Here is a 20419-nt window from a genome sequence, read left to right on the forward strand (position 1 = left end):
CGAAGAATGAGCTTTTTTGGTGAGTGAGTCATTAATGCAGCAGGGCTATCTATTGCCTGATCCGCTGCCCCACTCCACGCACAATCGCGCCTACTTCCATGAGTTGATCAGCAAGCGGATTGGATTTCCGCCACACCATGCCGATCGTTCGGCTGGGTTTGGGGGCGTCAAACGTCACAACCGAAACTTTTGCGTTCCGCGTTTCCAGCGCGACCGCCATTTCGGGGATCAGGGTCACACCCATGCCCGCTCCAACCATCTGCACCAAGGTCGAAAGTGAACTGCCCTCCATGAGTTGTCTGGGTTGTGTCTTGGTGATCTCGCAGAACGACAGGGCTTGATCACGAAAACAATGCCCCTCCTCAAGCAGCAAAAGGCGCATCGTCTTAAGCATGTCTGCGCTTGGCACAGGTTTGTCCTCGTCTTTGCTGGGCCGAACCAGAACGAAGTCCTCTTGGAACAGCGCAAACTCCCGTAACGCGGGTTCCGAAATCGGCAGCGCGACAATAGCCGCATCCAGCCGCGACTCGAGCAAGTCCGCGACAAGGGACTTTGTCACCGATTCCCGCAGTTCGAGGTCGATATCAGGAAACCGTCCAGTCAATGCCGTGATCGTGTCGGGCAAGAGGTACGGCGCAACCGTCGGAATAACACCAAGCCGGAACCGCCCGGCAAACGGCCCCTGAGAGGCGCGCATCAGGTCTTCCAGTTCATCAATGCCCAACAAGACTTGCCGCGCCTTGGCGACAAAATCTTCTCCAATGGCGGTCAGGCGTATCGTGCGCGAACCGCGCTCCACCAAAGTGGCCCCGGCCATGTTTTCCAATTCCTTGATCTGCAAAGACAATGCGGGTTGCGAAATTGCGCAAGCCTCGGCGGCGCGACCAAAGTGCTGATGCCGGGCTAAAGCATCAAAATATCTGAGTTGCTTGATGGTCAATCCTATCATTTGGAAAACTTATCATTTCTTTTTGAATATCCAATTGGAAATTATTGATCCCCATGGTTAGAACCATTCTAGAACGGGCGTTCTTGCCCATCTGATTCACTGCGAGGGAGAAAGATCATGGACGGCAACAATCTCGATAAAAAAGGGGCCTGCCCCATCATGCATGGTGGCAACACCGGCACCGGCAACAGCGTGACCAAGTGGTGGCCCAGTGCCCTCAACCTCGGCATCCTGCACCAGCACGGCGCACGGACCAACCCGATGGACCCCGACTACAACCACCGCGATGCCGTCAAGGGCCTCGATTATGATGCGGTGAAGGCTGATGTTCAGGCGCTGATGACCGAAAGTCAGGATTGGTGGCCCGCGGACTGGGGTCACTACGGTGGTCTGATGATCCGCCTCGCATGGCACTCGGCGGGCTCCTACCGTATGGGCGACGGTCGCGGTGGTGCTGGTACGGGTAACATCCGCTTCGCGCCGCTCAATTCGTGGCCGGACAACGCCAGCCTCGACAAAGCGCGTCGCCTGTTGTGGCCGATCAAAAAGAAATACGGCAACGCGCTGAGCTGGGCTGACCTGATCATCCTCGCGGGCAATATGGCCTATGAGTCGATGGGTCTGAAAACCTTTGGCTTCGGTTTTGGCCGCGAAGATGTGTGGGCGCCCGAAGAAGACGTGAACTGGGGTGTCGAAGAAGAATGGCTGGCACCGTCCGAGAACCGCTATGGCGATCTGGATGAACCGGCGACCATGTATAACCCGCTCGCCGCGGTGCACATGGGTCTGATCTATGTGAACCCCGAAGGCGTGAATGGCCAACCCGATCCGGCCCGTACTGCTTTGCATGTGCGCGAAACATTCGCCCGTATGGCGATGAACGACGAAGAGACTGCTGCGCTGACCTGTGGCGGACACACCGTCGGCAAGGCGCATGGTGGCGGCGGCATGGCTGATAGCATCGGTGATGCGCCTGAAGGTTGCCCGGTCCACTCCCAAGGCTTTGGTTGGGACAACCCGGGCCATCAGGGCAAGGCAGCCAATGCGTTCACATCCGGGATCGAAGGCGCATGGACCCAGCACCCGACGCAGTGGGACATGGGCTATTTCGACTACCTCTTTAACTACGAATGGCGTCTGACCAAATCCCCCGCCGGTGCAAACCAGTGGGAACCGGTAGACATGCCGGAAGACAAGAAACCAGTGAACGCCTCGGATCCGTCCAAGCGGGACATGCCGATGATGACCGATGCCGACATGGCGATGAAGGTCGACCCGATCTACAACGAGATCTGTCAGAAATTCCGCGCAGACCCCGAGTATTTCGCCGACACCTTTGCCCGCGCATGGTTCAAGCTGACCCACCGCGACATGGGTCCTAAGGCGAACTACTACGGTACAGACGTGCCTGCGGAAGACCTGATCTGGCAAGACCCGATCCCGGCGGGAAGCACCTCCTACGATGTGGCTGCGGTAAAGGCCAAGATCGCCGACAGCGGCCTGAGCTCTGCCGAAATGATCGCAACCGCGTGGGACAGTGCCCGCACGTATCGTCAGTCGGACAAGCGCGGCGGTGCCAATGGCGCCCGTATCCGTCTTGCCCCGCAGAAAGACTGGGTTGCGAACGAACCCGAGCGTCTGGCCAAAGTGCTGGGCATCCTCGAGCCGATTGCAGCAGCAACCGGTGCATCCGTCGCGGACGTGATCGTTCTGGCTGGCAACGTGGGTCTGGAACAGTCGCTCAAGGCCGCTGGTCACAACATCGACGTGCCCTTCGCGCCGGGTCGCGGCGACGCCACAGCCGAGCAGACCGATGCGGATAGCTTTGAAGTTCTCGAACCTCTGGTTGATGGTTTCCGCAACTTCCAGAAGGAAAAGTATGCCGTGTCGATGGAAGAGCTGACGCTCGACAAGACACAGCTTCTGGGTCTGACTGCCCGCGAAATGACCATTCTGATCGGTGGCATGCGTGTGCTGGGCACCAACTACGGCGGCAGCGCGCATGGCGTGTTCACCGACCGTGTTGGTCAGCTGACGAACGACTTCTTCGTCAATCTGACCGACATGACCTACACATGGGTTCCGATGGAAGACGGCACATACGAGATCCGCAACCGCAAGACCAATGAGGTCAAGTGGACCGCGACAAGCATCGACCTTGTGCTGGGTTCAAACTCCATCCTGCGGGCCTATTCCGAAGTCTATGCCCAAGACGACAACGCTGAGAAATTCGCGCGTGATTTCGTCGACGCGTGGACCAAGGTGATGAACGCGGACCGTTTCGATCTGGTCGCCTGATTAACCGTTTAAACCGCTCCCGGGCATCCATGATGCCCGGGAGCTTTCATATCTACCCGTCGTCAGTTGTGGTGTGCCAAGCCCGGATCACTGACCTTGTGCCAAAGGCAGGATGACATGCACGCGTGCGCCGACGGATGTGTCGTCGTCGATCACGATCTTTCCTCCCATCGCCTCGGCAAAGGTGCGGGCCAGTGGCAAACCGATACCGACGCCGGATGTCGTGCCGTTTTCCTGCCCCAAGCGCTCGAAAGCTTCAAACGCGATTGTTGCGGTATCCTTGGGGAAGCCGGGACCGGAATCCTTGAACAAGATATCGACCATCTTGCCCTCTATCACAGACGCGTCGATTGAAATCGTGCCGCCTGGCCCCGAGAATTTAATCGCATTGTCCAGAATTTGTTTGAAAATCGAGCCAAGCCAAACGGGGTTCGCCACGACCAACAGCTCTGCATCCACATTTTGGTCAAGGTGCAATTGCTTGTCCAACAATGCGCTCGCGAACCGTCCGGTCACGGGGTGCAGGCACGATTGCACGGAAACCTGCATCTTTTCGGGCGAGGCGTCTTCGCTACTCCAATTTGCGAAATCAAAGATGTTTTCGACGATCCGCCGAAGCGCTGTAGATGATTGGACGATCTGCCGAGAGTAGGATTCGATCTGATCGGCACTGATTTCCCGCCCGGCTTTTGCATCGGCATGCAAAAATTCGGCAAAGCCGGATATCGCATGAAGCGGCGTCAGCATCTCGTGGCTGACGCTGCGCATCAATTTGCTCTTGGCTTCGCTTGCTTGTTCAGACTGTTGCTGCGCCTCGAGCAGCCAAGTTGCGTGCAGACGCGTGGCGCGAACAAAATACGCGATGACAAACAACACTGTTCCAAAAAGGGTGACCGCGGTTGCTGGTGCAAGAACCGAATGGGCGATGGACGAGGAAACTTCGAACGTCCCAAACAGCGCATCACCTGTTGCCCAGCTTAGGAACCAAAGAAAGATCGGCACAATACCAAGCCCGACAAGCCAGACGAATTCTGTTCGTGCCGAAAACATCACAAACGGACCGATCGCGATCGCCACAAGGATGAACGACATGTGACCTTCAGGCGGTGTTACGAACGCAGCCAAACCAACTGCGATATTTGCCGCCCCCAACCAGACCACACGTGCAGCCAGGTGCTTGTCGTATGCGTGTAACGCGATTCCCGACAGAAATCCCAACGTTGCTATGGCGGCGGCAAGCGACAAGAGTTTTGCGTCCAGAAAGATCGCGCCGACCAGCCACCCAAATGCAAAGGGTGTGACGAATTTGACGAAGACCTTTGAATACTGAACCCGCTGGTCCAGGGTGGCTCGTGCAGCAGGGGAGGCGTTTTTCATCAGCATGGGCGTTTGATTTCCGTCCCCTCAATCATCTTTCTGTCGTCATCTATGCGCGCGAAATCTCGTCGAGATATCCCACGTTTCTTATTCTATTTTCAAATGCACGCCGCAGATCGCGCCTGTAGCAGCGTGTCTTACCCTATCTTTGGATCAGCTGTCGCCCGGATTGACAGCGCGCCTTATCCAAAGACAGGTTTCGTGTAACGCCCTCTGTGGTAAAGGGGTATCGCGACCGCATTTGACCCGCGAAAACCAACAGATAAACTCTAAATTCTCACCATCAACAGATTACCCGGTCACGACCCTGATCCGCAAAGCGCCTGACTTCAGCACCGAGGCTTTTACATCGCCTGCGTTTAACGATATTGCGCTTCGAGGCAAATCGGGTTGGACTAACAGCTGATATGAACACCACGGGCAACGTTCTCATTCTCATCGCTTTGCTGCCGTTCATCGGAGCACTTGTTCCCGGCCTGATGATTCGAGCTGGGCGCAACGCCTGTGCAAGCTTCACTGCCGTTCCAACTGCGATTGCACTGATCCTGCTGCTGACTTTTGCGCCCGCCGTGATGGATGGCGAGGTTATTCAAGCCGAGGTGGAGTGGCTGCCGCAATTGGGGCTGTCCGCGTCCTTCTTCCTGGATGGTCTGGGGTTACTCTTTGCCTGTATGATCCTTGGCGTCGGCCTGCTTATCACGCTCTACGCTCGGTTCTACCTGTCTGGCGAAGATCCTGTTGGGCAATTCTATACCTATCTCCTGCTGTTTCAGGGTGCGATGCTGGGTGTTGTTCTGTCCGACAACATCCTGCTGCTTCTTGTCTTCTGGGAACTGACGTCGCTCTCGTCCTTCCTGTTGATCGGATACTGGAAACACTTGCCCGAAGGTCGGCAAGGCGCGCGCATGGCATTGACAGTCACTGGTGCCGGCGGACTGGCGATGATTGGCGGTATGCTTATCCTTGGCAATATCGCGGGCAGCTACAATCTGACCGACATCCTGCAAGCCGGCGACGCGATCCGCGCGTCTGAATGGTATCTGCCTGCGCTGATCCTGATCTTGCTGGGCGCTTTCACCAAGTCTGCCCAATTCCCGTTCCACTTCTGGCTGCCACACGCGATGGCCGCTCCGACGCCTGTGTCAGCCTATCTGCACTCTGCGACGATGGTGAAAGCCGGTGTCTTCTTGATGGCCCGCATGTGGCCGGTGCTTTCGGGCACCGATGCTTGGTTCTATATTGTCGCAACCACCGGGTTGGTCACGATGGTGCTCGGCGCGCTGATCGCGCTGTTCAAAGACGACCTCAAGGCGCTTCTGGCGTTTTCGACGGTCAGCCATCTTGGCCTGCTGACCATGCTTCTTGGCTTCGGCACCGAGGCTGCGGCGGTGGCGGCTGTGTTCCACATCATCAACCACCTGACGTTCAAGGCGGCACTCTTTATGACCGCCGGGATCATCGACCACGAAACCCACACTCGCGACATCAAACGCTTGGGCGGACTAAGGCACCTGATGCCGATCACTTTCTTCATCGGCACGGTGGCGGCGCTGTCGATGGCGGGAATTCCGCTTTTCAACGGGTTCCTCTCCAAGGAAATGATGCTGGAAGAGGCGTCGCATACTTATTGGGCCGGAAGCGCCTATGCCGTGCCGGTGCTGGCCACCATTGGCGCGCTCTTGTCCGTTGCCTACTCTTTCCGGTTCATCAGCCATGTGTTCTTCGGTCCGGTGCGCGACGATTACCCGGCCAAGCCGCATGATCCTCCCTTTGGCCTGTGGGCCGCTCCGGCTTTGCTGGTCGTTCTGGTTGTCCTGATCGGCGTGATGCCTTTCCTTGCCGACGGCATTGTCGCAGCAGCGGCCAGTGCTGTCACGGGGGCCGAACTCGATCCACATCTCAAGATCTGGCACGGCGTCACACCAGCGCTGTTCATGTCGATCATCGCTGTTGTCGGCGGTGCGGTTTTGCTTGCCATGCACACGCCTTTGGATCGTGCGTGGATCAAAGCCCCCCGTCCCGAGGCGAAAGCCATTTTCGATCAGCTGATCGCCGCGATCGTTGCCCTGACACAGCGTATTACCGCAACCACCCACAACGGCTCGATCAGCCGCTATCTCGCAATATTCACAGTAAGCTCGGTTGTTCTGGGGGCTATCGCCTTCATGGGCGGTGGTCTGTCCGCACCAACCCGCGAAATGTTGCCCGTCCCAGCGGTTATCGCAGTCGGTTGGGTGATGTTGGTCGTTGCCACGATTTCGGTTGTGACAATGCACCATCACCGGTTCCGGGCGTTGGTGCTGATCGGGATCATTGGCCTCACGATCTCGGCGGGCTTTGTTTACATGTCAGCCCCCGACCTTGCGCTGACACAGATCTCGGTCGAAACCGTCACGATTATGCTGCTTCTTCTGGCACTGCACTTCCTGCCCAAGGAAACCCCAAAGGAAAGCCCGTTCGGGCTCAAGGTCCGTGACGGGATCATTGCTGTTGCCGCGGGGGCCGGTGTTGGTGGCCTGTCCTATGCCTTCATGCAACGGGACATCTCGACGATTTCGTCCTTCCATGTCGAAAACAGTTACGAAGGCGGTGGCGGCACCAACGTCGTCAACGTGATCCTTGTCGACTTCCGTGGGTATGACACCTATGGCGAAATCATTGTTCTCGGCATCGCTGGTCTGCTGATCTACGCGCTCATGCACGCCCTCCTCGAAGGCCCCGCCGCGCGTCGTCTGCGCAATGCCGACTATGCACAGGACCGTTCCAAGGACCGTCACCCGCTGATGATGGTGGTCGTCACACGGGTTCTTATGCCAATTGCGCTGATGGTCGGCATTTACATCTTCCTGCGTGGGCACAACCAGCCGGGCGGTGGCTTCGTGGCGGGCCTCGTGGTCGCGATTGCCCTTCTGATGCAATACATGGCGTCGGGTTTCGCTTGGACTCAGGACCGTCAGCGCATCGAATACCACACACTTATCGGGTTCGGCGTTATCATCGCCGGTGTGACCGGGGCAGGCGCGTGGGTGTTTGGCGTGCCGTTCCTGACCAGTTCCTACACCTATGTGCACCTACCCCCGATCGAGGAGTTCGAACTGGCGACAGCCATGCTCTTTGACCTTGGCGTGTTCCTGACGGTTCTCGGTGCCGTGATGCTCATGCTCTACAGCCTGTCGCGCATTGCGCGCTATGCTGGGACCACGGTCAACGTGGACCCAATGGATTATGACCCAAGCAGTCGGGTCGAAGACACACCGGAGGCACGCTGACATGGAACTTCTTGTTGCAAGCGCCATCGGCACAATGACCGCAGGCGGCGTCTACCTGCTGCTTCGGTTGCGCACCTTTCCGGTGATCCTGGGCTTGGCGCTCCTGTCCTACGCGGTCAACGTGTTCCTGTTTTCCAGCGGGCGTCTGGCCATCGACATGTCGCCAATCCTGTCGAAATACGGCGAGGCAAGCTATACCGACCCGCTGCCGCAGGCGCTGGTCCTGACCGCGATTGTGATCTCCTTCGGGATGACGGCGGTTCTGGTGATGATCTCTCTAGGTGCGTTTTTGGAATCCGACACTGACAGCATCGATATAGATCAGGCCGACACCGACGAGGATGCTGCGAAATGAGCCACTGGATCATCCTTCCCGTCGTCCTGCCCGCCATGCTTGCGCCGATCATCGGCTTCATGATGCGGCACGACATCGTACTGGCCCGCGTCACATCAACAGTGGGTGCGGTGCTTTTGCTGGCCATTTCCTTTGTGCTGGTCAGCATGGCGATGGACGGCACGACCCATATCTACCGATTGGGAGACTGGCCAGCTCCCTTCGGCATTGTTCTGGTCCTCGACCGGTTGTCGGCGCTGATGGTGCTTCTGACGTCTGTGCTGGCGCTGATGGTGCTGTTACATGCCATGGCCACAGGCTGGGATGATCGCGGAAAACACTTCCACGCGCTCTTTCAGTTCCAATTGATGGGCATCTGCGGAGCGTTCCTCACAGGCGACATCTTCAACCTGTTCGTCTTTTTCGAGATCCTGCTGATCGCTTCGTACGGCCTGATGATCCATTCGGGCGGCCGTGAACGGATGCGCGCCGGGCTGCAATACGTGGTGATGAACCTTGCCGGATCAACACTGTTCCTGTTTGCGCTGGGTACACTTTACGCTAGCACCGGCACACTCAACATCGCTGACCTTGCCGCCAAGATACCGTTGATCCCCGCCGATGAGGCTGGGCTGGTCCGTGTCGCGGCAATGCTTCTGATGATTGTCTTCGCGGTCAAAGCGGCCTTGTTCCCGGTTCAATTCTGGCTGCCCGCCACCTATTCGAACGCACCCGCCCCCGTGGCAGCGCTATTTGCGATCATGACCAAGGTCGGCGCTTACGCCATCTTGCGGGTGCACACCGTGGTCTTTGGTCCTGGCGTTGCTGGAACTGAAGGCATGATTGACGCCTGGCTCTTCCCGGCTGCGATCGTCACGATCGCCTTGGGTGCATTCGGCGTGCTTGGTGCAAAGCGCCTTATGCCGCTGATCAGCTTCTCGGTCATCGGCTCAATGGGGACGCTTTTGATTGCTGTCGCCGTGTTCTCGCCGGTCGCGACCACAGCAGCACTCTATTACATGGTGCATTCGACCTTTGCCGCGGCCTGCCTTTTCCTGATCGCTGATCTGGTGGTCAGCCGTCGTAGTGGCGACTCGCTGACACCCACATTTGCCACCGTACAGAACGGCCTCTTCGCGGCGATCTTCTTTGCCGCTGCCATCGCTATGGCCGGGATGCCGCCGCTGAGCGGGTTTCTCGGCAAGCTTCTCGTGCTGGATGCGCTGCGTGGTCCGGATGTTATCGTCTGGGCATGGACGGCAATTCTTGTTGGGTCGTTGCTGACCATTGTCGGCTTTGCCCGAGCGGGCAGCGCTTTGTTCTGGAAATCCACCGCAATTCCAGCGCCCACATCGGACATGTCAGCAGCCATTCCGAACAACAACGCAACAGTGCTGCAGGTTGCACCTGTCATGCTCACCCTTGCTGTCCTTGTCGCGCTGTCGGTGTTCGCTGGCCCTGTGGCGGCCTATCTGGAACAGACGTCGAACCAATTGTTCGATCGGTCGGGATATATCTCGGCCGTGCTCGCGCCGGTTGCGGAGGGCTGAGTGATGCTGAAACGCCTGATCCCCCACCCGTTCCTAAGCCTGACGCTGGTGTTCGTCTGGTTGGCACTGGTCAACAAATTCACATTGGGCAACCTGCTGTTGGGTATCCTGTTCGGCATCGTCATCCCGATGCTCACAGCGCCGTATTGGCCGGATCGCCCGAAAATCAGCCGTCCGCTGAAGGGGCTGCAATACATCCTCATCGTCCTCTGGGACATTGTCGTTGCCAACGTTCAAGTCGCCGCCATCATCCTGTTCAAGCCCGAGAAGGACATCAGATCGCAATGGATTGTCGTCCCGCTTGATGTGACATCTGCCGAGGCGATTACGGTTCTCGCCGGGACGATCACTATGACACCCGGAACTGTCTCGACTATGCTATCCGCAGATGGCGGGAGCATCCTTGTCCATTGCCTGCACACCGATGATCCGGATGCAGTACGTGACGAGATCAAGAACAGGTATGAACGGCTGCTGAAGGAGATTTTCCAATGATCGAAGCAGCAATTCTGTTTGCAGCCGCATGCTATGGCATTGCCCTACTGCTCGACCTTTGGCGTATCGCGCAAGGTCCGGACGCAGCCGACCGCATTCTCGCGCTGGACACGATGGTCATCAATGTGATCGCGCTTCTCGTGCTTTACGGCGTCTGGCGCGGTACAGCGATTTACTTCGAAGCCGCGATGCTGGTCGCTATGGTCGGCTTTGTGTCCACTGTCGCCTATTGCCGCTTTCTTTTGCGCGGCGACATCATCGAGTAAGGGCGGGCACTATGAACTTTGTCGTTGAACTTCTGATCGCTATCTCGCTCGTCATCAGTGGCGTCTTCGGGTTGGTCGGCTCGTATGGTCTGGTCAAACTGAAGGACAGTCTTCAGCGGCTGCACGCGCCCACCAAGGCGACAACTCTTGGTGTCGGTGGGGTGCTTGTGGCGTCGATGATCTATTTCTACGCTAAGACTGGCTACCTCTCAGTCCACGAGCTGTTGATTTCGGTGTTCCTGTTGCTGACCGCTCCGATCACGGCGAACTTTATCGCCAAGACCTACATGGCGCGCAATCTCAAGCGTCCTGATCTGCCGGACAGCCAAAGCACCTGCGGTTGGTCGATCTACGACGAACCACCCGAGTCGCGTCCGGGCTCTTAAACCTTTTTGCTGCCCTGAATCTCGCCCGTGGTCAAAACGGGGGAGGCGTCCAGACTGCGGGCATCCAACATGTCGGCCACGCGCTCCAGTGTCGCGACAAGCTGTGCCTGCTCCCAATCCGCCATCTCGAGAAAGGCCCGCACATAGCGTTGCTGCAAGGCGTCCGGTGCGCGCTCCAATCTGGCATGCCCGTCCTTGGTGACGGTCACGTTGGTCTGCCGCCGATCCTGTTGGGACGGAACACGCTCGACCAACCCCTGTGCGACCAGCTTGTCGACAAGGGCAGACACTGTAGCTTGGCTTACACCCATCTGTGTCGCCAGTGCCTTGGGCGTGACGCTGTCGCGTTCATCCACGATCTGGAGCACGCGCAACTGTGCCGGGGTCAGCCCCACTGAACCGGCAAGATCTCGCGCATAGAGCTCGGTCGCACGCAGAATGCGGCGCAACGCGATCAGGCTGTCATCCATGCGGGCATTGGCATCTGTGGTCATGGCGGAAAACATCGCACGAAAGCCAGATCAGCTGCAATCTGCTTGGAAATCTAATAATTTAGCTTAGCTAAATAAAATGGGAACCAATCCACGGCTTGTGCGCTTAACCAACACGCAACTGCCAGTACTTTACGGCAGAAAATACGCTATGAGCGTGCCGTAAGTTAAACATTGAAAAGCAAGCCGTGATACATTACTTAGTTAGACGAACTAACAAAGGGTCAGAAAAGATGCCAAAACACAGTGACATTCCTCGAACGCGAACGCCCCGTCTGCGCAAACCAGAAGCGACGGACGGGGCTGCCATTTGGGAGCTTGTGAAGGAGTGCAAGCCTCTCGACGAGAATTCGATGTACTGTAACTTGGTTCAGGCTGATCATTTCCGCGACACCTGTATCGTGGCCGAACTTGATGGCGACATTGTCGGCTGGGTTTCTGGCCACATGATTCCCGACCAAGATGCGCTGTTTGTCTGGCAGGTCGCGGTCAGTGAGAAAGCCCGCGGCATGGGTTTGGGTAAGAAGATGTTGCTCGACCTGATCGAGCGCGATGCCTGCGACGACGCCAAGCACTTAAAAACGACGATCACCCGCGACAATGCCGCCTCATGGGCGCTGTTCCGGGGGTTTGCCCGCCGCATCGGCGGTGACCTGACAGATGCGCCGCACTTCACACGCGATGATCACTTCGAAGGTCGTCACGCCACCGAACACATGGTGTCGATCACGCTTCCAACTGCAAGCGACCTCAAGCGCGCTGCCTAAGCTGCGCTCTCCTCACAATTTAAATTTCACTGCCTTGAAAGGACACATGATGCCCAAGGACATGAATACTATTTCCATCTTCGAACGTCGCGAAAGCGAAGCCCGCTCATATTGCCGTGGCATGCCTGCCACGTTTACGACCGCTAGCGGGTCGGAAATCACCGACGACACCGGCAAGAGCTACATCGACTTTCTCGCTGGCTGTTCGTCGCTCAATTATGGCCACAACGATCCCGACATGAAGGCGGCCTTGATCGAGCACATCTCGAATGACGGGATTGCACATGGCCTGGACCTGCACACCAACACCAAGGCCGCATTTCTCGAAGCGTTCGAAGAACACATCCTCGAACCGCGGGAAATGGATCACCGTGTGATGTTCACTGGCCCGACCGGTGCCAACGCGGTTGAGGCGGCGATGAAGATCGCCCGCAAAGTGACAGGTCGCACCAACATCATCGCCTTTACCAACGGGTTTCACGGTGTGACCACTGGCGCGCTGTCGGCCACCGGCAACGGCTATCACCGTGGCGGCGCGGGAACATCCTTGAACGGCGTGACACGTATGCCCTTCGACGGCTTCTTCCCCGGCGAAACCGATACGGCAGAATTCCTTGACGCCATGCTCAAGGACAAATCCGGCGGTGTTGATGCACCCGCAGCGATTCTGCTGGAAACCGTGCAGGGCGAAGGCGGTCTGAACGCCGCAAGCCCGGAATGGGTCAAGAAAATCGCAAAGCTGGCCAAAGACCACGGCGCGCTGCTGATCATTGACGACATTCAGGCCGGCTGCGGCCGCTGCGGCACGTTCTTCTCGTTCGAAAAAATGGGCGTCATGCCCGACATCGTGACGATGGCGAAATCCGTGTCCGGTTTTGGCTTGCCGATGGCCATGCTGCTTGTTCGCCCGGAATACGACATCTTCGGCCCGGCCGAACACAACGGCACGTTCCGCGGCAACACTCACGCCTTTATCACGGCCAAAGTCGCGGTCGAAAAATTCTGGTCTGATGACAGTTTCCAACAAGATCTGACCGAGAAATCGCAACTGATCCACGATGCGTTGGCTGATCTGGCCGCGATGGTGCCGGACGCTTACCTCAAAGGCCGTGGCCTGATGCAAGGCGTCGATGTCGGCTCTGGTGATCTGGCAGGCGAGATCTGCGCGCGCGCCTATGACAAGGGTCTCATCATCGAGACCTCGGGCAGCGAAGATCAGGTGATCAAGGTTCTCGCACCGCTGACCACATCGAAGGATACGCTGCGCAAAGGGTTCAACATCCTCCTCGACGCCGCAAACGACGTTCTGTCCGCCCCCAACAAAATTGCTGCGGAGTAACAGGCATGATCGTCAGAGACTTCAACAAGATCGTCGAGAACGAAAAAGACCGCGTCGTGTCGGATGCCAACTGGACAAGCGTCCGAATGCTTCTGGCGGACGACAATATGGGCTTTTCATTCCACATTACCTTCCTCGAAGAAGGGTCCGAACACACGTTCGAATACAAGAACCACTTTGAAAGTGTGTATTGCATGAAGGGCAAAGGCGCGATCACCGATCTGGCCACCGGCGAAACCCACGAGATCGTACCGGGGGTGATGTATGCGCTCGACAAGCACGACCGCCACGTTCTTCGGGCCGAGGAAGAGTTGGTCATGGCCTGCTGCTTCAACCCGCCGGTGACCGGCACCGAAGTGCACCGCGAAGACGGGTCTTACGCTGCGCCGGAGACAGAGGACGCCTGATATGACACACACTGTCGAAAAAATCGGAGGGACATCCATGTCCCGCCTCGCGGAATTGCGCGACACGCTCTTCATAGGAGACCGCGCAACGTCCGAGGTCTACAACCGTGTCTTCGTGGTCTCTGCCTTTGCTGGGATCACCAACCTCCTGTTGGAACATAAAAAGTCAGGCGAGCCGGGCGTCTACGCGCTTTTCGCGAATGATGACAGTAACCATAAATGGCAGGATGCGCTCGACCGAGTGGCAGAAGCTATGAAAGCTGCACAGTCAGAGATCCTGACCCACAAAGGCGATATCCAGCAGGCCGATCTTTTCGTCGATGAGCGCATCCTCGGCGCGCGCAACTGCCTGATAGACCTGCAACGCCTGTGTTCCTACGGTCATTTCCGCTTGCCGGAGCATATGGGCCATATCCGTGAACTGTTGTCTGGTCTGGGCGAGGCACATTCAGCTTTCGTCACGACTTTGATGCTCCAGCGCAGCGGTGTCGAAGCCCGTTTTGTCGATCTGTCCGGATGGCGCGATGAAGGGGATGTCTGTCTTGAAAAGCGCATCACCAGCGCGTTTGACGGTATCGACCCCGCAACCGAGATGCCCATCGTCACCGGCTATGCGCAATGTGTCGAAGGCCTTATGAACGAATTTGACCGTGGCTATTCCGAAGTCACGTTCTCCCATCTTGCTGCGCTGACCAGCGCGCGCGAGGCGATCATCCACAAGGAATTCCATCTCTCCTCTGCCGATCCAAAACTGGTCGGTGAAGGCGCTGTGCGCAAACTGGGCCGCACGAATTACGATGTCGCAGATCAACTGTCGAACATGGGGATGGAGGCTATTCACCCCAAAGCGGCCAAGACCCTGCGTCAGGCAGGCGTGCCGCTCCGTGTGACCAACGCGTTCGATCCCGGTGACCCTGGCACACTGATCGACGATCAGCCCGCTGACACCGCGGCGGCTGAAATTGTCACGGGCCTCGATATTGTGACGCTAGAGGTCTTTGAGCAGGACATGGTGGGTGTCAAAGGCTATGACGCAGGCATTCTCGAAATTCTCAAGCGCCACAATGTCCGCATCGTGTCCAAGACCTCGAACGCCAACACGATAACCCACTACCTTGACGCCTCGCTCAAGACGATGCGCCGGGTAGAACGTGACATTGCCAAGCTGTTTCCGGCCGCCGAAATCACCAGCCGTCGCCTCGCGATGGTGTCTGTGATCGGACGCGACCTGAACGGCTTGTCGGTTCTCACCCGTGGCCTTCAAGCCATCGCCGCAGCCGGATGCGAAGCCATCGGCGCAAGCCAAGGCCCGCGCAATGTCGATGTACAATTCGTGATGGACCGCGCCTCGTCCGAGACCGTGATCAAGGCGCTTCATGCAGAGCTGATCGAAAACGCCCCCACGCGATTGTCCCGCGCGGCGTGAGTCAAAGAAACTCCGGTGCCCGGTTCAGGGCATCGGAATATCTGTCACGAATTTCGGAATCTGATACCCCTTCTGCACCGCAGGCCGCGTTGCAATCCGCAGATACCAGTCTCTGACATTGGGGAAATCGTTCAAGTCGATCTCCTGCCATTCGAACCGCGCGGCCCACGGGAAGATTGCCATATCGGCAATCGTGTAGTCCCCTGTGATGAAATCGCGCCCGTTGAGCTGTGTGTTCAGCACCGAATACAGCCGCTGCGCCTCTTTCCCATAGCGTGCCTCGGCATAGTCCGACGTGCCCTTGTTGAACTTCAGGAAATGATGCGCCTGACCAAGCATCGGCCCAAAACCGCCCATCTGCCACATCAGCCATTCCATCATCTGCCAATAGGCGTCGCCTTCGGCCAGAAAACGCCCGTGCTTCTGCGCAAGGTAAAGCATGATTGCCCCGCTCTCCATCAACGACAGACCGTTGTCCTGATCGACAATCGCAGGGATCTTGTTGTTCGGCGAAATCTTGAGGAAATCCGGCGCAAACTGGTCATCTTTGCCGATGTCGATGGCATGCACGTTGTAAGGCACACCCAGCTCTTCCAGCAGGATAGACACCTTACGCCCGTTCGGCGTGGTCCATGTGTATAGATCAATCATTTTGCCCTGCCTTTCGTCCTGAATTCAGCGCAGCGCCTCACCCGTCGCTGCATCGAAGATATGAAGCGTGTCGACGGCAGCCGTCAACGTCACCTCTTCCCCGACTTGTGGCGGTGTTCGCCCATCCGCCTTGGCAATCACCTCCTGTCCTTCGGTCCCGACATAGATCAGCGTTTCATGCCCCAGCGGTTCACGCACCGTGACCGGCCCGCGCACCAAGGCAGGCCCATCGCCTGGATGCAGGTCCTCGGGGCGCACACCAACAGTCACGTCGCGCCCTTCCGGCAGGTTATCACCTAGCTCAAGCGTGCTCCCCGACGCCATTCGCAGCGCGCCATTCGTCACCGTCCCTGACAGCATGTTCATCGAAGGAGCCCCGATAAACCGCGCCACAAACGTATTCGCAGGCTTGTGATAAACCTCGGCCGGCGTGCCCACTTGCTGAATATGCCCGTCCTTCATGATCACGATCCGGTCCGCCATGGTCATCGCCTCGACCTGATCATGGGTCACAAAGATGATCGTATTGCCCACCCGCTGGTGCAGTTTCTTGATCTCCAGCCGCATCTGGGTGCGCAACTGCGCATCAAGGTTCGACAGCGGCTCGTCAAACAGAAACACTGCCGGATCGCGTACCATCGCCCGGCCAATCGCCACGCGCTGGCGCTGACCCCCGGACAACTGGCTTGGCTTGCGCGCCAAGAGATCCGTCATACCAAGAATGCCCGCCACTTCGTCAATGCGCGCTTCCTTGTCCGCCTTCGACATCTTCGCGGTCCGCAGGCCAAACCCGATATTCTTGCGCACGGTCATATGCGGGTAAATCGCGTAGTTCTGGAATACCATCGCGATGTCGCGGTCCTTGGGTTCGAGGTTGTTCACCACCCGCCCGCCGATAGCGATCTCGCCCTGTGTCGCGTCCTCCAGCCCCGCGATAAGCCGCAGCGTCGTCGATTTACCGCAGCCAGATGGTCCGACAAACACCACGAACTCCCCGTCTTCGACATCAAGGCTGATGCCATGCAGCACCTCGGTCTTGTCGTAGCGTTTGACCAGATTTCGGATCGCAAGATCGGCCATGCTCAGTCCTTCACCAGCAGCGCGTCAAACGCCGTATTCAGTCTCTGTTCCGCAGTTTTGTGTCTGTTTGTGCGCACGTCACAGGCAGCCCGCGCCGCCGATGCCTCCGCTGCGTACCCCGCCAAAGCCTCGCGCAGCGCTGTCTCCGCTGGCCCACCGATCCGATCCCGCCGCGCAACAAAGGTCTCCGGCGCAACCGCTGTCCGAAACGCGGTCTCGTTCAACTCCGGCAAGCGCCCTGTCAACGCTTCGAACGCCACCGAGAACGCCGCGTACCCGTCGCCCAGTGATGCGCCTTCGGCAATCACCGCCTTGGCCGTCGATGCCGCAATCTCATGTGCCGTGCGGAAAGTCAGACCCTCGTCGCGCACCAATGTGTCCGCCAGTTCGGTTATCGTGATACAAGCCGCATCTGTCGTCCTCCGCACCCGATCCGCATTCACCCGGCAGGCAGGAACCAGTGCCGTAAGCAATTGCAACACCCGCGCACCACGCTCGAATGCGGCATAGCCCAGCTGCTGCACCTCGCCTTCGCTGTCATTCATGTCGGTGAACGGCGTGTTCTGCATCACGCCCACAATGGCATCACATTGCCCGACCGTCGCACTCGCCAGATGGCGCAGGTGTTCGATCGGCACCGGGTTGCGCTTCTGCGGCATGATCGAACTGATCTGCACAAGGCTGTTGGGCACGTAAAGCTGCCCGACCTCGAACGCGGTCCAGAACTGCATGTCCTGAATGACCCGCCCAAGATGCAGGAACATCAGCTTCATCGCGGAATAAAGCCCGGTCACGTAATCGACGGATGCAATACAGCCATAAGAATTGACCAAAGGCGCCTCGAACCCCAGAAGCTCGGCAACCCGCGCCCGATCAATCGGAAACCCGCTGGTGGTGATCGCGGCAGCCCCCATCGGGCAATGCTCCAACCCATCCGCCGCCGCATTGAGCCGCGTGATGTCGCGTAACAACACCTCGATCACTGCCCCGAGGTAATGCCCCCAAGTCGTCGGCTGCGCAGGCTGCCCGTGCGTATAAGCGACGATCAACGTCGCCTTCTCAGCCTCCGCTTTGGCGATCAACGCCTCCGTTAAGGTTAACGCCTGATCCAGCAGCACGGCGACCCGCCTCCGCAAGGCCAGCTTGAACAGCGTATGGTCCATGTCATTGCGCGACCGCGCCGTGTGCAAAGCCCCGCCAAGATCGCCCAATCTGCGCCTCAACTCCGCCTCGACCAGAAAGAAGTAATCCTCGAACTCGCCGGTATAGCTCAGCGCATCGAGGTCCACCTCGGCATCAATATCTCGCAACGCACCCGCAATCGCGCCCGTGTCCCCAGAACCCAAAATCCCGGTCTCCGTCAGCATCACCAGATGCGCCCGGTTGATCGCCGCCATGTGCCCCGCGTAATGCTCCTTCACCCCATCGAACAAAGGCGCCAGCACCGTGTCCCGATAGGTCGGGTCCGGAAACACGCTCTGGTCCGTCATGCACCGCCCCCTGCTTCTTCTTTTTCCAAATATGCAAACGCAACGACTTCCAAAGAGATCACGCTCATCCCTTCAAGCCCGCCATCACCACACCTTGAATGATATACCGCTGGAAGATCAGGAACACGATCAGAGTTGGAATGGTCGAAATCGCCGCCCCCGTCATGATCAACTCCCACGCCACATCGGCTTCATCCCCAAAGGACGACAGGCCCACGGGCAGGGTATACATCTCGACAGAATTGGTCACGATCAACGGCCAGATGAAGGCGGTCCAGTTGCCCAGGAAGACAAAGATCGCCAAGGCCGCCAGCGCCGGTTTGACCAAGGGCATCGCCACGGTCCACCAAATCTGCAATTCATTCAGCCCGTCGATCCGCGCCGCTTCGATGAAATCGTCCGGAACAGTCTCGAAAAACTGCTTCATCAGGAAGGTGCCGAAGGCGGTCATCAAACCGGGGAACATGATGCCCCAATAAGAGTCCAGCCATCCAAACTGCTGGCTCATCAGATACCATGGGATCACCAGCATTTCCGTCGGGATCATCAGTGTCGACAGGATAGCGATGAAGACAATATAGCGGCCTGGAAAGCGGAACTTGCACAGGGTGTAGCCCACCAAAGAGTCGAAGATCACATTACAAACAGTCGTGATCACCGCGATGATCATTGAATTGACAAACCACCAGTAAAACCGCCCGTCCTCCAGCACATAAGTGTAATTCTCGATATGCGGCTCGTCCGGGATCAGCTTAAGGTTATAGACCTCGTGTGGCCACTTCAGCGAGGTCGAGATCATGTAGGCAATGGGCATCACCATCGCCACACCGCCCAAAAACAGCAGCATCCAGCGCAGGATCTGTCCCATATTCGCAGGCTTTTTGGGCGCTTCGGTCTTGAGCAGCGCGTCAGTCGTGGGACGGATCTCTGTCGCGGTCATCAGCTGTCCCTCAGAATGCGCAGCTGGATCAGGCTCACCACCAGCAGAACGAGGAACAGAACCACCGTCTGCGCCGCAGCGTACCCCATGTCGAAGGCACTGAACGCGGTCTCATAAATCATCAGAACCAATGGTTTCGTACTATTCAAAGGCCCACCGGGATTGTTCGTCGTCATGTTGAAAACGTGGTCAAAGATGCGCAGAAACCCGATGGAGGAGAACACAACGATGAACACGATGGTCGGCTTCAAGAGCGGCAACGTGATCTCCCACAGCACTGTCCACCACGACACCCCGTCGATGCGCGCCGCCTCATAGTAGCTGCGCGGGATCGCCCGCAGCCCGGCCATGAAGATGATCACCTGAAACCCCAATCCGGCCCACACCGCAGGCGCCAGAACCGACGGCAGCGCCCATGTGGTCGATTGCAGGAACGGGAATTGCGGGATGCCGATGCTGGCCAGTGCATTGTTGAACAACCCCACCGGGACCGGCTGATAGAACCAGCGCCAGACCCAAGCCATCGCCACCGCACTGGTCATGAATGGCAGGAAATAAAGCATGCGCAGAAACCCATGCATGAACCGCACCTGATCCAGATGATAGGCAATCACGAAGGAAATGATCAGGCTCACGGGCGTGCCGATCAGCAGATAGACAAACGTGTTTTTGAACACCTTCCAGAACACCGGATCGGCAAACAGCTTTTGGTAATTGTCGAACCCGGTCCAGGTCCGGTCCCCCAGCAGGTTCCAGTCCTGAAAACTGATCAGGATGGCGTTGCCCGTCGGATAGAACCGGATAACCGTGTAAAACAGGATTGGGATCGCAAGGAACGCCCACGCCCATACGATCTGCTTCTGCCGGATGGTCAGATTTCGATACATGCCTCAGCCCGAAAAAA

Annotated in this window: 19 protein-coding genes; 11 read left to right on the forward strand and 8 right to left on the reverse strand. The window is 57.8% G+C overall.

Annotated features, from left to right (window positions below; all coding sequences use genetic code 11):
* Positions 1-49 precede the first annotated feature (49 nt).
* Positions 50-949 carry a hydrogen peroxide-inducible genes activator gene (locus MCRY_RS01020; RefSeq protein ID WP_085627596.1) on the reverse strand — a complete coding sequence of 300 codons (900 nt, stop codon included), beginning with the start codon at positions 947-949 and terminating at the stop codon, positions 50-52.
* A gap of 117 nt (positions 950-1066) precedes the next feature.
* Between MCRY_RS01020 and katG the strand changes: the two genes are divergently transcribed.
* Entirely contained in the window at positions 1067-3247 is a 2181-nt protein-coding gene (katG, locus tag MCRY_RS01025) for a catalase/peroxidase HPI (protein WP_085627597.1), read from the forward strand.
* An 87-nt stretch (positions 3248-3334) separates the two neighbouring features.
* On the opposite strand, the gene MCRY_RS01030 is transcribed toward katG, so the two are convergent.
* Positions 3335-4630 carry a sensor histidine kinase gene (locus MCRY_RS01030; RefSeq protein WP_085627598.1) on the reverse strand — a complete coding sequence of 432 codons (1296 nt, stop codon included), beginning with the start codon at positions 4628-4630 and terminating at the stop codon, positions 3335-3337.
* A 401-nt stretch (positions 4631-5031) separates the two neighbouring features.
* Between MCRY_RS01030 and MCRY_RS01035 the strand changes: the two genes are divergently transcribed.
* Genes MCRY_RS01035 through MCRY_RS01060 form a run of 6 tightly spaced genes read left to right on the forward strand, consistent with a single transcriptional unit; the run spans position 5032 to position 10924 of the window.
* Positions 5032-7893, forward strand: a complete 2862-nt coding sequence (locus MCRY_RS01035; RefSeq protein WP_085627599.1) for a monovalent cation/H+ antiporter subunit A — start codon at positions 5032-5034, stop codon at positions 7891-7893.
* 1 nt (position 7894) lies between these two features.
* A complete protein-coding gene (locus tag MCRY_RS01040; RefSeq protein ID WP_085627600.1) occupies positions 7895-8248 on the forward strand; it encodes a Na+/H+ antiporter subunit C in 354 nt (117 codons plus the stop codon).
* On the forward strand, positions 8245-9777 hold the full coding sequence (locus MCRY_RS01045; RefSeq protein ID WP_085627601.1) for a monovalent cation/H+ antiporter subunit D: 1533 nt from the start codon (positions 8245-8247) through the stop codon (positions 9775-9777). The genes MCRY_RS01040 and MCRY_RS01045 overlap by 4 nt, the downstream gene beginning before the upstream one ends.
* 3 nt (positions 9778-9780) lie before the next feature.
* Positions 9781-10272, forward strand: coding sequence for a Na+/H+ antiporter subunit E (locus tag MCRY_RS01050; protein WP_085627602.1), 492 nt, complete (start codon positions 9781-9783; stop codon positions 10270-10272).
* Positions 10269-10538, forward strand: coding sequence for a K+/H+ antiporter subunit F (locus MCRY_RS01055; protein WP_085627603.1), 270 nt, complete (start codon positions 10269-10271; stop codon positions 10536-10538). Before MCRY_RS01050 ends, MCRY_RS01055 begins: the two co-directional genes overlap by 4 nt.
* Positions 10539-10549: 11 nt before the next feature.
* Positions 10550-10924 (forward strand): Na+/H+ antiporter subunit G, encoded by a 375-nt coding sequence (locus tag MCRY_RS01060; RefSeq protein WP_085627604.1) that lies wholly within the window; start codon positions 10550-10552, stop codon positions 10922-10924.
* On the opposite strand, the gene MCRY_RS01065 is transcribed toward MCRY_RS01060, so the two are convergent.
* Complete coding sequence (locus MCRY_RS01065; RefSeq protein WP_085627762.1) at positions 10921-11418, reverse strand: MarR family winged helix-turn-helix transcriptional regulator; 498 nt, start codon at positions 11416-11418, stop codon at positions 10921-10923. The genes MCRY_RS01060 and MCRY_RS01065 overlap by 4 nt on opposite strands.
* Positions 11419-11648: 230 nt before the next feature.
* Between MCRY_RS01065 and ectA the strand changes: the two genes are divergently transcribed.
* The 4 genes from ectA to MCRY_RS01085 are packed head-to-tail and all read left to right on the forward strand — an operon-like array spanning position 11649 to position 15354.
* Positions 11649-12182: a diaminobutyrate acetyltransferase gene (gene ectA / locus MCRY_RS01070; RefSeq protein ID WP_085627605.1), complete on the forward strand. Its 534-nt coding sequence runs from the start codon at positions 11649-11651 to the stop codon at positions 12180-12182.
* A 49-nt stretch (positions 12183-12231) separates the two neighbouring features.
* Positions 12232-13521, forward strand: coding sequence for a diaminobutyrate--2-oxoglutarate transaminase (gene ectB, locus MCRY_RS01075; RefSeq protein WP_171046056.1), 1290 nt, complete (start codon positions 12232-12234; stop codon positions 13519-13521).
* A gap of 5 nt (positions 13522-13526) precedes the next feature.
* Positions 13527-13928, forward strand: a complete 402-nt coding sequence (locus MCRY_RS01080; protein ID WP_085627606.1) for an ectoine synthase — start codon at positions 13527-13529, stop codon at positions 13926-13928.
* 1 nt (position 13929) lies between these two features.
* Positions 13930-15354: an aspartate kinase gene (locus tag MCRY_RS01085; RefSeq protein ID WP_085627607.1), complete on the forward strand. Its 1425-nt coding sequence runs from the start codon at positions 13930-13932 to the stop codon at positions 15352-15354.
* Positions 15355-15378: 24 nt separating this feature from the next.
* On the opposite strand, the gene MCRY_RS01090 is transcribed toward MCRY_RS01085, so the two are convergent.
* From MCRY_RS01090 to MCRY_RS01110, 5 genes are all read right to left on the reverse strand, one after another.
* The gene (locus tag MCRY_RS01090; RefSeq protein ID WP_085627608.1) at positions 15379-16005 is read right to left on the reverse strand and encodes a glutathione S-transferase family protein; all 627 of its coding nucleotides are present in this window, start codon (positions 16003-16005) and stop codon (positions 15379-15381) included.
* A gap of 24 nt (positions 16006-16029) precedes the next feature.
* Entirely contained in the window at positions 16030-17085 is a 1056-nt protein-coding gene (locus tag MCRY_RS01095; protein ID WP_085627609.1) for an ABC transporter ATP-binding protein, read from the reverse strand.
* 2 nt (positions 17086-17087) lie between these two features.
* Positions 17088-18575, reverse strand: coding sequence for an argininosuccinate lyase (gene argH / locus MCRY_RS01100; protein WP_085627610.1), 1488 nt, complete (start codon positions 18573-18575; stop codon positions 17088-17090).
* 64 nt (positions 18576-18639) lie between these two features.
* Positions 18640-19515 carry a carbohydrate ABC transporter permease gene (locus MCRY_RS01105; protein ID WP_085627611.1) on the reverse strand — a complete coding sequence of 292 codons (876 nt, stop codon included), beginning with the start codon at positions 19513-19515 and terminating at the stop codon, positions 18640-18642.
* Positions 19515-20402, reverse strand: a complete 888-nt coding sequence (locus tag MCRY_RS01110; protein WP_085627612.1) for a carbohydrate ABC transporter permease — start codon at positions 20400-20402, stop codon at positions 19515-19517. Before MCRY_RS01110 ends, MCRY_RS01105 begins: the two co-directional genes overlap by 1 nt.
* Positions 20403-20419 lie beyond the last annotated feature (17 nt).

The organism is Marivita cryptomonadis (assembly GCF_002115725.1).
GTDB lineage: Bacteria > Pseudomonadota > Alphaproteobacteria > Rhodobacterales > Rhodobacteraceae > Marivita > Marivita cryptomonadis.